The 13,393-nt window shown below is 41.7% G+C and carries 8 protein-coding genes and 1 pseudogene; 4 read left to right on the top strand and 5 right to left on the bottom strand.

What is annotated here, in order from left to right; translation table 11 throughout:
- Nucleotides 1-274: 274 nt before the first annotated feature.
- The 3 genes from MgSA37_RS20105 to MgSA37_RS20095 all read left to right on the top strand — a co-directional run bounded on the left by MgSA37_RS20105 (nucleotide 275) and on the right by MgSA37_RS20095 (nucleotide 1,840).
- A complete protein-coding gene (locus MgSA37_RS20105; protein WP_096354455.1) occupies nucleotides 275-646 on the top strand; it encodes a hypothetical protein in 372 nt (123 codons plus the stop codon).
- A gap of 122 nt (nucleotides 647-768) precedes the next feature.
- Nucleotides 769-1,206, top strand: a complete 438-nt coding sequence (locus MgSA37_RS20100) for a peptidylprolyl isomerase (protein ID WP_096354454.1) — start codon at nucleotides 769-771, stop codon at nucleotides 1,204-1,206.
- A gap of 85 nt (nucleotides 1,207-1,291) precedes the next feature.
- On the top strand, nucleotides 1,292-1,840 hold the full coding sequence (locus MgSA37_RS20095; protein ID WP_096354452.1) for a DUF5606 family protein: 549 nt from the start codon (nucleotides 1,292-1,294) through the stop codon (nucleotides 1,838-1,840).
- A gap of 376 nt (nucleotides 1,841-2,216) precedes the next feature.
- Here MgSA37_RS20095 and MgSA37_RS20085 read toward each other — a convergent pair whose 3' ends face one another.
- The 3 genes from MgSA37_RS20085 to rlmH form a co-directional block, all read right to left on the bottom strand.
- Nucleotides 2,217-3,140: a cation diffusion facilitator family transporter gene (locus MgSA37_RS20085; protein ID WP_096354449.1), complete on the bottom strand. Its 924-nt coding sequence runs from the start codon at nucleotides 3,138-3,140 to the stop codon at nucleotides 2,217-2,219.
- A 38-nt stretch (nucleotides 3,141-3,178) separates the two neighbouring features.
- A complete protein-coding gene (locus MgSA37_RS20080; protein ID WP_096354447.1) occupies nucleotides 3,179-4,105 on the bottom strand; it encodes an aspartyl/asparaginyl beta-hydroxylase domain-containing protein in 927 nt (308 codons plus the stop codon).
- Nucleotides 4,106-4,823: 718 nt separating this feature from the next.
- Nucleotides 4,824-5,297 (bottom strand): 23S rRNA (pseudouridine(1915)-N(3))-methyltransferase RlmH, encoded by a 474-nt coding sequence (gene rlmH / locus MgSA37_RS20070; protein ID WP_096354444.1) that lies wholly within the window; start codon nucleotides 5,295-5,297, stop codon nucleotides 4,824-4,826.
- A gap of 182 nt (nucleotides 5,298-5,479) precedes the next feature.
- Here rlmH and MgSA37_RS20065 point away from each other — a divergent pair, with 182 nt between their 5' ends.
- Complete coding sequence (locus MgSA37_RS20065) at nucleotides 5,480-7,282, top strand: MutS-related protein (protein WP_096354443.1); 1,803 nt, start codon at nucleotides 5,480-5,482, stop codon at nucleotides 7,280-7,282.
- Nucleotides 7,283-7,406: 124 nt separating this feature from the next.
- Here the strand turns inward: MgSA37_RS20065 and MgSA37_RS20060 are convergent, their stop codons facing one another.
- Nucleotides 7,407-9,902, bottom strand: a complete 2,496-nt coding sequence (locus tag MgSA37_RS20060; protein ID WP_096354441.1) for a TonB-dependent receptor domain-containing protein — start codon at nucleotides 9,900-9,902, stop codon at nucleotides 7,407-7,409.
- Between the two features lie 441 nt (nucleotides 9,903-10,343).
- A pseudogene (locus MgSA37_RS20055) lies at nucleotides 10,344-13,345 on the bottom strand (leucine--tRNA ligase).
- Nucleotides 13,346-13,393 lie beyond the last annotated feature (48 nt).

The raw sequence follows: 13,393 nt of genomic DNA, 5'->3' as shown, positions 1-13,393 counted from the left end.
GAAAGCTGAAAGGTAAAAGGTGAAGGATGTTTTTTGTATTTCATAATTTCGCTTGTTGCCACGTTCAAATATAACGAATAATTGGATAGGGTATTATTCAATTTAGGCGGAGGAGATTTGGCAACTTTTAAAAAGTTGATAATGCTCAGGGTTCAACAATAAAAGAGACCCCATTAATTCTATATTTGTCAGCCTAAAATAAAAAAATGGATGTTATAAAATACCCCTACAGTAAGTACCAAATCTGGTATATCAGTATAATTTCTTTTTACCAATGTTGGGTTTCCCCGTTATGATGTTGGCGACTAATACGGCTGATCGCGCGGCCTGGATGGGTGTTGGTTTGGGCTTTCTTACAACGTGCGGAATGCTCACCTATTTAATACACAAATACATTTTGCCGCTGCGGCGGGGAGAAATTGCCCTTGAACTGGACAATGAGAAACTTCAATATTTTATTGGCAACAAAACTGTTTATTGGAAAGACATTTTATATATGGATTTTGCTAGCTCTAAAAATGGGGGTATATTTATCAGGTTTGCGCTGGAACATGGCGTCGATATAAATATCAGTACCCGGTTTGTGGCCGGTAAAGACAGTGAAATCTACCAGACGATAACAGCCTACTTTGAAAAATATAAGTAACAATTTTATGCGATCACCTTTTACCTTTCAGCTTTCGCCTTTAACCTTTCCGCTTTTACCTCTTTTCCCCTCTTTTACCTTTCTTGTTTTTTACTACCTTTGCCATCCATTAAATATTAAAAATGAGCAAAGCCATTATTAAAACCGAAAAGGGCGACATGACTGTTGAGTTTTTCGACAAGGATGCCCCGAACACTGTAGCCAATTTTAAAAAATTAGCTAAATCAGGTTTCTATGACAATGTGATCTTTCACCGTGTGATCCCTAACTTTATGGTGCAGGGCGGCGACCCAACCGGTACCGGTGCTGGCGGCGCAGGCTATAAAATTGATTGCGAATTAACCGGCGATAACCAATATCATGATCGTGGTGTTTTATCTATGGCGCATGCAGGCCCTAATACCGGCAGCTCGCAGTTTTTTATCTGCCATAATCGTACTAATACCGCTCACCTGGACAGGAAACATACCGTGTTTGGTAAAGTAGTTGAAAATGTTGACGTGGTTGACGCTATTCAGCGTGGTGATAAAATTTTAGGGATAGAGGTAATCGAGGATTAGTGATTAGAGACTGGAGACTGGAGATTAGTTTTAGGCTGCTCTCTAATCTCCGGTTACACGCTGATCATTATTTAAAAAATAAAGAATGAATTTACTGGGAATAGTAGCAGTATCAGGTAAGCCTGGACTATGGAAAGCGCTGGCGCAAAACAAAACCGGCTATATTTTGGAAAGCCTTGATGTGCTGAAAACCAAAATGGTGGCCAATATATCAACCGCAAAAATTGCGGCGCTGAATGAAATTACCCTTTTTGGGGAAGATGAAGACATTAAGCTGGTGGATGTTTTTGAAAGGATGAAAAATTCGGCGAGCGTACCTGATGCCAAGGCTGACGGTAAAAAGCTAAGGGATTTTTTCAGGGAAGTAGCGCCTGACCATGATGAGGAAAAGGTTTACGCCTCGGATATGAAAAAGGTACTCAACTGGTATTCCATCATAAAAGACCTGCCATTATTTACAGAAGCAGATCCAACTACAGCGGTGGCTGAAGAGCCTGCACCAGCAGAGGAACCTGCTGTTGTGGAAGAACCGGCAAAACCAGCTGCTAAGAAAGCGCCAGCAAAACCTGCTAAAGAAGCAGATGCTGAAAAAGCGCCTGCAAAGGCAAAAAAACCGGCGGCTAAAAAAGCTTAACAAAAAATTCAACATAAATAAAAACGCCCTGGTTCTTCCGGGGCGTTTTATTTTATACCTATACAGACAATTCCGTTTCTTGCTTAAAATCCCTGAGGGTACCAAATACCTCTCAAATTTGGCGGTCTGACCATATTTGGTAAGATATGATCAGCGTCTAAAGTCGAAATATCAATATTTTCAATGTGCTTTTTGATTTTCGATATAGGTCGACCCTCAAACACGAGTTTATCCAATAAATGAACTGCATCCTCGTAACTGTATGCAGTTACACCGCATCCGAGCGCTAAATAGTATGGAGTATCGTTATTAATTGATTCAAATTCAAACCAAAACCTTGTTAAAGCTAACGTCATGTCAGAGAATTAGCAGGAATTCAGCAATCAGGCTGTTTGCATTCCGCTTCCGAGAATTCCGGCTCCAGGGTGCAGTGGTTGATATCAAGATGTTCTAAACGATGCCTCAAATCGCGTTTTATGGCGTCAAAAGTTGAAATATATTCCGGGGCGATCACAATGTGGGCGGTCAGGGCATTTTCAGTAGTGCTCAGCGCCCAAACGTGCATATGGTGTACATCTACAACTCCTTTGCCTTTTAACAATTCATTTTTAATATTTTCCAGGTCTATTTTAGTAGGTACGCCATCCATTTCAAGCCTTAGGCTGTCCTTTAATAAACTCCATGTTCCTCTTAATATAACGATAGCAATAATTAAACTCACCGCACTGTCTATCCAGTAGATGTGCGTAAAATAGATAATGATACCGGATATCACCACGCCGAATGATACGATAGCATCAATAGCCATATGCATATAGGCGCCTTTTACATTCAGGTCCTTATCCTTGTCTTTTACAAAAAGCCAGGCAGTAAAGGCGTTGATGCCAATGCCTATAAGTGACACCCAGGCCATTGTGCCGCCATCTACGGGCTCCTGTTCAATAAAGCGGGTGATTGCCTCATAGCCGATAAATCCAACCGCAACAAACAGGATCAAAGCGTTAAAAAACGATACCATAATGGTTGATCGTTTAAATCCGTACGTATAGTTGCTGGTTGAATTTACCTTGGTTAATTTAAAGGCAAGCAATGCAAGGGCTAACCCCGCTACATCGCTTAAATTATGGCCTGCATCAGTAAGCAGCGAGAGGGAGTGGGTTAAAAAACCAGCCACAACCTCGATGACTACAAATGCTGAATTTAAAATGATACCGATAATAAAAGCCGAATTCAGATGATCGAGCTTAGGGGTATGATCGTGGTGATGGTGGTGGTGCGAATGATCGTGACCGTCTGACATCCGGCAAAATTAGTAAAAAACTGTAAATTAAAATATTGTCAAAAAAAGATAAGGTACAATATCAGCAACAGTAACGCATATTTTACAGCGTAATACACATTGCGGTCGTATGCTTTAATGCGTTTCCCCAGCAGGCGGATGGAGTAAACATATTTGAAAGCTTTATTAATGTTGCCGGTTTTGTCTTCACCCATATTAGGCGAAACAGCCGCTGCCATAATAAACCAGCCGAAAAATTTGTTCCAGGCGCGCCCAAAAATAGTTTTTACAGGGCGCTCGATGTCGCAAAACAGGATGATGCGATCAATATCTGTCTTATTTTCCGCATAATGCACATAGGTTTCGTCAAATAGTACATCGTCTCCATCTTTCCATGCGTAACTTTGCCCGTCAACCACAATATGGCAGTTTTCGGAGTTGGGGGTGATCAGCCCCAGGTGGTAACGAAGGGAGCCCGCATAAGGATCGCGGTGCTGCAAAAGTTCGCTTCCGGCAGGCAATACGGCAAACATGGCTGCTTTAACTTCGGGGATCTCTTTGATCAGCTGGATAGTTTGCGGGCAATATTTTTTGGCCGATGGGTGAAAATCATTATACCATTTCAAATAAAAACGTTTCCAACCGCGGCGGAAGAAAGAGTTGAAGCCCATATCATTGTACTTGTCCGATCCTTTTATCAGTTCTTCGCGTTCCAGCTGCAAAGCCTCATCCCTGATGGTTTGCCAGTTGTTTTTCAACAAACTTAATTGCGGGAAATTTGCCTGGCTGATATACGGTTTATTCTCAACGCCTGACAACGCATACATTGGGATATTAATGGGCGCCATAAATGTTGAGTGATCAGTTAGCTGCCTGAAAAACTTATACCTTACTTTTCCGCGGTAGTGTACAATGGCGGTAGAAATGATGAGGATATAAAATAAAATGAATTTTACGGACAGCAGTTCTGGTAAAATTTGATGCATGGGTCAATATCTTTTCTCAAAAATAAAGACTTTCGTTTAACGAAATGTGCCCCCTGGGTGCCTGAAACGCTATTTTTACAGAAAACTGACGATTTGCCTGTATGGGTCAGTTGGTGAGTAGTAGGCTTTTGAACCATGGGCCAATTTGCGAAGGGTAGCCACTGACATGGCAATATTTCTTTTTTGTGAGGTGTGCTACAAAGCGGTAGCCTCTATGAGGCAGAATGTCAATGCCATTAAGTTAAGGGATTTTAATATCGAACACCCAATGTCGAATATTGAATAATAAAGTAAGAAACTTCGAAATTTGACATTCAAAATTCATTATTCGATATTAATTCCCTTCCCTTTTCCCTAACTTAATGACATTGGGCAATATGTTTGGGCGTACCCTATTCTTAGATGGGTTATTTCTAAATTATCACTCACCAATCGATGCTGCCTGCTTAAGGTTCGGGGGGATGTTGGAATTGCCTGAACGGCGCAAAAACTTCAAAAGTGCTGACAGATTTTTGTCAATGAAAAAAAATTTGTCCTCATTTAAATAATTGATAATCAAAAATTTATTGGTTTTTTGCAGGGTGTTGCACGTGTTGCTCATCGCAATATTTACAAAAGAGGAGCTGTATATCTACTGTAAAAAACAATTTATAAAAATAAATATCCCCTAAGTAAACGACATTGACTCACCACTCACTATTCACCACTCACCGACTCACTATTCATGGTGATACGGCTCACCCTTAATAATGGTAAAGGCCCTGTACAGTTGTTCAACAAAAAACAGCCGTACCATTTGATGCGAAAAGGTCATGGCCGATAGGGAGATCTTATCGTTAGCCCGCTGGTAAACAGTCGTATCAAAGCCATAAGGGCCACCTACAATAAAAACCAGGTTTGAGGTTGAACTGATTGCTTTTTTATTGATATAAGCTGAGAATTGCTGCGAGGTAAGTTCGGTGCCATTTTCGTCGAGCAGGATCACGTGGTCAAGGGGAGAGATTTTTTTAAGGATCAGTTCCGCTTCTTTTGTTTTTTGCTGGTCGCGGGTTAGCGTTTTGGTGTTTTTTAGTTCACCAATTTCAATAATCTGAAGTTTGGTATAATGCTTTAACCTGCTGACGTAAATATCGATACCCGTTTTCAGGTAGCTGTCAACGGTTTTGCCAACGGTTATAAAAGTGATCTTCATGAGCGGCAGTTGTAATGTTGTAAAGTTGGAATGTTATTTTATGTTGAAATGTTGTAACGTTGCAAAGTTGAAATGTTATAGTAACGCTAAATAAAAACGACATATGTTGATCTATAATCCATATTGATTTTCCGAATAAAAAAACTTTACAACCTTTCAACATTGCAACTTTACAACAAAAAATGGATATCATCAAAGACTACACCCAAAGGGTAACAAATGCACAGCAGCAGGCTGATAAATTTAAAGAACTGGCAAATGGGTATTCGCTTATGCGTTTAGTTGTATTTGCTTTGCTGGTATTAGCCCTATATTTTGCCATTACGCTGGATGATTTTACCGTACTGGCCATTTCATTTATCATTTCGTTATTCTGCTTTGCCTGGCTGGTATCGCGACAATCAGTTTTCGAAAAACAAAAAAGATATTTCCTCGACTTGAAGAAAGTCAACGAAAATGAAATTGAAAGTATTTTAAACTACTCAAATATTTACGATAACGGCAGCCGTTTTGCAGATGATAGGCATTTTTACAGCGCCGACCTGGATATTTTTGGCAATGCCTCGCTATTCCAACTGCTTAACCGCGCTGCTACCCCCACCGGTAACGAAAAGCTTGCCGGATGGCTTAGCGCTCCTGCTGAAAAAGAGGTTATCCTGGCACGGCAGGAAGCTATAAAGGAACTCTCTAGCAAAAATGCCTGGAAGCTTGAAATGCAGGCCTTGTTGTTATTTGCCAATAAAGCCGAGACAAATCAACTCAAAAACCTTTTTGTATACCTGCATATTCCCTTAGCACTCCCAGGCGAAAAATGGCTTGGTATTTATGCAAAAATTGCGCCTTATTTACTGGTGCTGCTGATTATAGCAAGCTACTTTTTTCCTGTGTTAAGAACCGTAGCGGTACTTGTTGGCCTTTTTAACCTGGGTATCGTGTCCTCAAAAGCGTCTTATATAAAAAAAGCCGACCTGATTGCCGGAAAAATAGGGGATACCTTAAATAACTATGCCATTGTTTTTGAGAAAATTGAAAAGGAGCAGTGGGCATCGGGCTATTGCAAAAACCTGGTGGAACGTTTAGCAACCGGTAATACATCGGCGCAGATCAAAGAATTATCCGGCCTCATCAATAAACTCAATTATCACTTAAACTTAATTGTTGGTTTTGTGTTGAATGTGTTTTTTCTGTGGGACATCCGCCAGATCATCGCCATAGAAAACTGGAAGCGCAATAACGATAAAAACCTTGAAGCAGCTTTTGATGTGATTGCAGCGTATGAAGCATTGGTTAGCCTGGCAAGTTTGCACATTAATTACCCCGATTGGTGTTTCCCGGAAATTGCCGATGGCCCTGCTTATACGTTAACCGCAAAAGGGTTGGCCCACCCGCTCATCAGCAGGGCAAAAAGGATTGAAAACGATTATGAGCTGGATAGTGCTTTTAATATTGATATCATCACTGGCTCCAACATGGCCGGTAAAAGTACTTTTTTACGTACTGCGGGTATCAATACGGTAATGGCGCTTTGCGGCGCGCCTGTATGTGCTCAGCACATGAAAGTCTCGGTAATGACCATTCTATCCTATATGCGCATCAAGGACTCCTTAAATGAAAGCACCTCCACTTTTAAGGCCGAACTGGACCGGCTGCAAATGCTACTGAAGGCGGTTGAAAGCGACCAAAAGATTTTCTTTTTGATTGACGAAATGCTGCGGGGCACCAATTCGGTTGATAAATACCTGGGCTCAAAAGCGGTAATTGAACGGCTCATCGGTAAAAAAGCGGTAGGCATGGTGGCTACCCACGATCTGCAGATCGCCGAATTGGAAAAGAAATATCCAGCCTATATCCGCAATTTTTATTTTGATATCCAGGTAGTCAATGGCGAAATGCTGTTTGATTATAAAATGAAACACGGGGAATGCAAAACCTTCAACGCATCGTTATTGCTAAAACAGATAGGGATTGATGTGGAGGCGGAGTAGATGTGCGGATGTGCGGATATGCGGATTTTGAGGACAATGAATGCGGGATAGCTCAAATGAAGATGTGCGAATGTTTGGACATCAATCCATCATTCGCACATCTGCACATTTGCATATCTGCACATTACCGACCGCCACCGGCTCCGCCAATTCCCTGGTCGCCTTGTTTCTCTTCATCAACATCACCCTTCTTTTGCGACGGGGTGGCAAATTTTAACTTACCGAAGCTGTAGCTAAATGTTAAGCCCACTGATCGGAACGGGAACGCAAAATGACTGGTTTGGGTAATCCCGGGACTTGTGGTAGTGGAATTAAAGTTTTTATATTTATTAAATGGTTCAAGGGTATTGATACCAATTGAAGCCTTTTTGTTCAGGAACTGTTTTTTTACACCCAATCCAAGCAGGCTGAATGAAGGGCTTTGACCCTGCAGGGTGTACCTTGGCGAATTTTCCAGTGCAAACAATTCGGCTACCAGGTCTTTTGGTAAAGTGACAGACGCACTTAAAAATATATTATACTGAACCTTTGTTGCGGTATTAGTGAAATAGTAAGCGTACTGTGCATAGGGTGTAGGGCTATAAGTATAAACGTTGATATTGGTACGCAGCGTTAATATTTTAATAGGATTTATGGACGTGAAAAAGTTAAATCCGAATGAATTGTTGACATCAGCATTCTGGTATTTTGTAAGTGTGCCGATTAAACTATCTACTACAATATGGTTTGCAATGTTTTCAATTACTCCGTCAATATGCCTGTAATAAATTGAAAAATTAAGCAATGATGATTTGATGAAGGTATTGTAATTTAAATCAATTGTTTGCGAAACCTCTGGCGATAAAGCAACGTTACCAACCGTTTGTGCCAGTTTATTTGTCTGGCTTACATAGGGGTTCAAAAATTGAAGGCTTGGCCTGGTTATACGTTTGCTGTAGCTTAATTTAATCGTTTGTGTTGACGAAATTTGTTTTTGAAGGGTTAAGCTGGGTATATAAATCTGGTAATCACTGTTAAATGGTGTTAGAAACGTCTCGCCGGCACTTTGCGGATCGCCGTGAATATTGGTGTTCTCAACCCTTCCGCCTGCTAAAATTGAATACCCTTTCGGCAGGGTGAATGTAAGCACGGTATAGCCCGCGGTAACGTTCTGGTTATAGTCGTAAACGCTGGAAGTAAGCGGGTCATAAACAAAATCATTTCCCGATGGATCAAAAGCCTGAGAATTACTGCTTAATCGCCTGATCACCTCTTTTGCACCGGCTTCAACCTTTAATAATTTATTAACCGGTAGTGTATAATCTGCCTGGAAAGTATACTCATTATTTATTCCGTCGATATTATTTTTAACATTGGTTAGCTTTTGGGGCGTAAAATAGTCGGTAAAATCAGTAATGATCTCACTGTGGCTCCATTCACCGGAAAATACGATGTTATTGCCTTCTTTTTTAAACTTGTGCGTGTAATCCATAGTCCAGTCGAACCCGCCGAATGAGTTATGGCCCAGTGTATTGCTTAGATAGGAATAGCTTGAATCCGGATGATTGTAATCCGTCCTGGTTGATGTATTATTTGAATTTGTATTGAAACCGCCTTTGTTGTAGCGGAATGTTGATGTGATATCGTTAAAAGCATTAAACTGGTAGCTGGCAGTTACAGAACTTATGGTGCCATAACGCTTAACAAGGCTTGTGCCGTCTGAACTTTGAGCCACATTGGTATTTCCATATTGAAAATGCTGGTTAAAATCACTGATGGACGTTTGCGGCCAGGTTAGGTTACCGCCTGTATTCACAGATAAACTAAACCTGTTTTTGTTATAGTTGAGGTTGAAGTTACCGTTGTTTTGACGTGTGCCAAAGCCACCGCTAACCGAACCGCTGATACCCGATATATTGGTTTGTTTGGTGATGATATTTATAATGCCAGCTGAACCTTCTGCATCATATTTAGCTGAAGGGCTCGTGATCACTTCAATTGTTTTGATTTGTGCAGCCGGAATGGTTTTCAATACGTCCGATAAACTTGCAGAGGTCGCACCAGACGGTTTTCCGTTGATCAGTACTTTAACATTCTGGTCGCCGCGAACAGCTACGTTACCATTGAGGTCGACTGACACCATCGGAACCTTTTGCAAAACATCACTGGCATTGCCACCGGTTGAGGTAAGGTCCTTTTCGGCATTATAAACAATCTTATCAATATGATTTTCGATCAAATTTGCCTGGCCGGTAACGGTCACTTCCTTTAGTGTTTTCGCGCCCGGCGAAACATTGATCACACCCGTGTTTTTATCGGGTTTTGAATCAGTTGTAGTAAACGGTCCTACCGTTTTTGTAGGATAGCCTATAAAGGTAATCACCAGGTTATAATTACCGGGGTGTACACCGTCTATTCTGAAATTACCTTTGGCATCAGTTATTGAACCGGATAATGGGCTTTTGCCGCCAACCCGGAATAAACCGACAGAAGCGTAATCCAGCGGTTTTTTGGAGATAGAATCAATCAGGGTGCCTGATATTTTCCCGACGATGTTTGACCCACCGCCGCCGACGCCAAACTGGGCGTTCGCCGTTATTACAGAAAACAGGAATGCAAAAAATATATAAAAACGTTTCATTTCGTGTGATTTTTTTAATTGGAGGCGAAAATAGCTGAAATGTTACAGGCAGATCAGCTTATTTTGTCATCATATGGTAATTGTAATTAATTCGTTACGGTGGGGTTGATAAATATTTTGATCGCTTGAAAACCAGGTCGAAATTCCTGTGCGATTAGCCACCTGCAGATTCACTTACCTGGGAAATCATAAAAAAATATCCCGGGTATGGCTAAAAAAGACAGGCTGGCAAAGCCCCTGTACAACCAACCTAAGCGTTCCATTTTCCCACGCGGAACAAATGGAACGTTGTGAAACATGTTCATTATCAGTGTGTTTCACTTTTTTATAAATTGTCGTAATTGGCTAAGTGGTTGATAGTCAATACGTATCAAATTTGCTTTTTGGCGGCATCGGTGCAATCGTCTGGTAATCAATCATTTCATAATTCAGGACGAGGCGCTACAAAACAATGTTTACAATTCTTCCCTTAACCACGATCACTTTTTTAGGGGCTTTATGGTCCATATATTTCTGCACGTCAGCATTCGCCAATACAAAAGCTTCAATCGCGGCAGGATCAAGGCTTAATGAAATATTAAGGTTCATTTTGGTTTTACCGTTGATGGAAACAGGGTAGGCGTATTCATCTTCAACCATGTATGCCGGGTTAAATTTCGGGTACGGCGCATAGGATAATGTACCGGCTTCGTTGCCCAGCAAGGTCCACAATTCCTCGCAGATATGCGGCGCATAGGGCGAAAGAACGATGACCAGGTCTTGTAAGATTGCTCTTTTATTGCACTTAAGATCTGTCAATTCGTTTACAGCGATCATAAAGCTGGAAACCGAAGTGTTGAAGGAGAAGCGTTCCACATCTTCCTCCACTTTACGGATAATTTTATGCAACGATTTCAATTCCGCTTTGGTTGGCTCTTCGGTTGAAACTTTAAAATCCCAGGCATCATTATGAAACATGCGCCAGAATTTCCGCAGGAATTTAAACACACCTTCAATACCATTGGTGTTCCATGGTTTACTTTGTTCCAGCGGGCCCAAAAACATTTCGTACATGCGTAGGGTATCCGCGCCGTAACGTTCTATCAGGTCGTCCGGGTTTACCACGTTGAATTTGGATTTCGACATTTTTTCGATTTCCCAATGGCAAGTAAATACTCCATTTTCGAATACGAACTCGGTATTATAACTATTGCGGGAATACTCTTTTTAAATGCTTCTATATTTAGAATATCGTTATTAACTAAATTAACATTAACGTGCCAAGGAGTGAAAGACACATGTTCTAAAGAAATCTTTCTTTTTAGTTCAGACAATTTTAAATGATATTTTTCATTTAAATTATTTTCCAATTGTTTTATCCAGTCTCTATCATTTTTATATTTTTTAACTAAATCATCGGAAATATAAAAAATAGCAACATTATCGCTACTCGTATTGTCTATAATCTTCTGCCCTTGTTCGTCAATTAAGTCAATGTTCAGTTTATTAATGAAACTTGAACGTCCCTGGATCATCCCCTGGTTGATCAATTTTTTGAAAGGCTCTTCTTCAACTACTAACCCAATATCCTTCAAAAACTTGTTCCAGAAACGGCTGTACAACAAATGCCCTGTAGCATGTTCGCTGCCACCGATATAAAGGTCAACATCTTTCCAGTACTCAATGGCCTCTTCCGAAGCAAAGGCTGTATCATTTTGGGCATCCATATACCGGTACCAGTACCAGCTTGAGCCGGCCCAGCCGGGCATGGTGCTATGCTCGTAGGGGAACGTACCGGCCCCCTCTAAATCTCCTCCGCCAGATGGCGGAGAGACTTTACTGTCAGCGGCTATTTTGTAGTTCCAGCCGGTTGCTCTTGCGAGCGGCGGTTCGCCGCTTTCGGTGGGTAAATATTTATCAACCTCCGGTAATACCAGCGGCAGGTCTTTTTCATCAATTAAATAGGGCAGGCCATCTTTAAAATAAACGGGCACTGGTTCGCCCCAGTAACGCTGGCGGCCAAAAATGGCATCCCTCATCCTGAAATTCACTTTTGCCTTGCCTGCGCCTAATTCTTCCAATTTAGCAACTACGGCCGCAGTAGCTTCTTTATATGCTAAGCCATTGATGAAGCCCGAGTTTATATAATGCCCTTCCTTGGTTGGGTCGGCCTCGGTTTCGATATTTTGTATGTCGATGATCGGGATGATCGGCAAATGATAATGTTTGGCAAACAAATAATCGCGCTGATCGCCGGATGGTACGGCCATTACAGCGCCGGTACCATAGCCCGCCAAAACATAATCAGCAATCCAGATCTGTACCTTTTCGCCGCTAACCGGGTTAATGGCAAAGCTGCCTGTAAACGCTCCCGAAACAGTTTTAGCATCTGCCATGCGCTCCAACTCCGATTTCTTTTTTGCTTGCGCGATATAAGCATCAATAGCGCTTTTTTGTTCAGGCGTAGTTAATGATGCCACCAATTCATGTTCGGGAGCAAGCACTAAAAATGTTGTTCCGAAAATAGTATCTGCGCGGGTGGTGAAAACTTCTATATAATTCTCACCATTCGTAAATCGTAAATCTGAAATCGTAAATCTAACTGACGCTCCCACACTTTTCCCTATCCAGTTCCTTTGCATTTCTTTTAAAGGCTCGGGCCAGTCAATGGTATCCAGGCCTTTTAAAAGCCTGTCGGCATAGGCGGTGATGCGCATGCTCCACTGCATCATTTTTTTCTGTTCAACAGGGTAGCCGCCGCGTTCGCTAAAACCGTCTTTTACTTCATCATTCGCCAAAACGGTACCCAGGGCCGGGCACCAGTTTACGGTGCTTTCGCGCAGGTAGGTAAGGCGGTATTTTAACAGCTCGGATTGTTGCTCGTTATGGCTTTTGGCCTTCCATTCCTCTGCGGTGAAACTTAAAATTTCATCGTCGCACACAGCGTTAATGCCGGCAGCGCCGTTTAGTTCAAAATGTTCAACCAGTTTGGCAATGGATTCGGCTTTGTCCGCATCCTTATTATACCAGGAGTTGAAGAGCTGCATAAAGATCCATTGCGTCCATTTATAATAATCGGGCGAACTGGTACGCACTTCGCGGCTCCAGTCGAACGAAAAGCCGATCTGGTCGAGCTGGCGGCGATAGGTGGCAATATTAGTTTCCGTAGTAATAGCCGGGTGCTGACCGGTTTGTATGGCATATTGTTCGGCAGGCAACCCAAAGCTGTCGTATCCCATCGGGTGCAATACGTTAAACCCCTTCAGCCTTTTATAACGTGCAAAAATATCCGATGCGATATAGCCCAGCGGATGGCCAACATGTAAACCTGCTCCTGAAGGATAGGGGAACATATCAAGCACATAGTACTTCGGTTTGGCCGTTTTGTCTTCAGCTTTAAACGTTTGGTGATCAGCCCAAAACTGCTGCCATTTTTTCTCTATATCTTTAAATTGGTAATCCATTTTATATAAAAGGCGTGTGAGGCTGCGAAATTAAGAAAATCCCTATTA

The organism is Mucilaginibacter gotjawali (assembly GCF_002355435.1).
Classification (GTDB): domain Bacteria; phylum Bacteroidota; class Bacteroidia; order Sphingobacteriales; family Sphingobacteriaceae; genus Mucilaginibacter; species Mucilaginibacter gotjawali.
This window is presented reverse-complemented; position numbering and strand designations above follow the sequence as displayed.

Bases quoted from the DNA above. Each gene is read 5' to 3' on its own strand.
- MgSA37_RS20105 (WP_096354455.1), top strand. From the start codon at position 275: ATGTTGGGTTTCCCCGTTATGATGTTGGCGACTAATACGGCTGATCGC.
- MgSA37_RS20100 (WP_096354454.1), top strand. From the start codon at position 769: ATGAGCAAAGCCATTATTAAAACCGAAAAGGGCGACATGACTGTTGAG.
- MgSA37_RS20095 (WP_096354452.1), top strand. From the start codon at position 1,292: ATGAATTTACTGGGAATAGTAGCAGTATCAGGTAAGCCTGGACTATGG.
- MgSA37_RS20085 (WP_096354449.1), bottom strand. From the start codon at position 3,140: ATGTCAGACGGTCACGATCATTCGCACCACCACCATCACCACGATCAT.
- MgSA37_RS20080 (WP_096354447.1), bottom strand. From the start codon at position 4,105: ATGCATCAAATTTTACCAGAACTGCTGTCCGTAAAATTCATTTTATTT.
- rlmH (WP_096354444.1), bottom strand. From the start codon at position 5,297: ATGAAGATCACTTTTATAACCGTTGGCAAAACCGTTGACAGCTACCTG.
- MgSA37_RS20065 (WP_096354443.1), top strand. From the start codon at position 5,480: ATGGATATCATCAAAGACTACACCCAAAGGGTAACAAATGCACAGCAG.
- MgSA37_RS20060 (WP_096354441.1), bottom strand. From the start codon at position 9,902: ATGAAACGTTTTTATATATTTTTTGCATTCCTGTTTTCTGTAATAACG.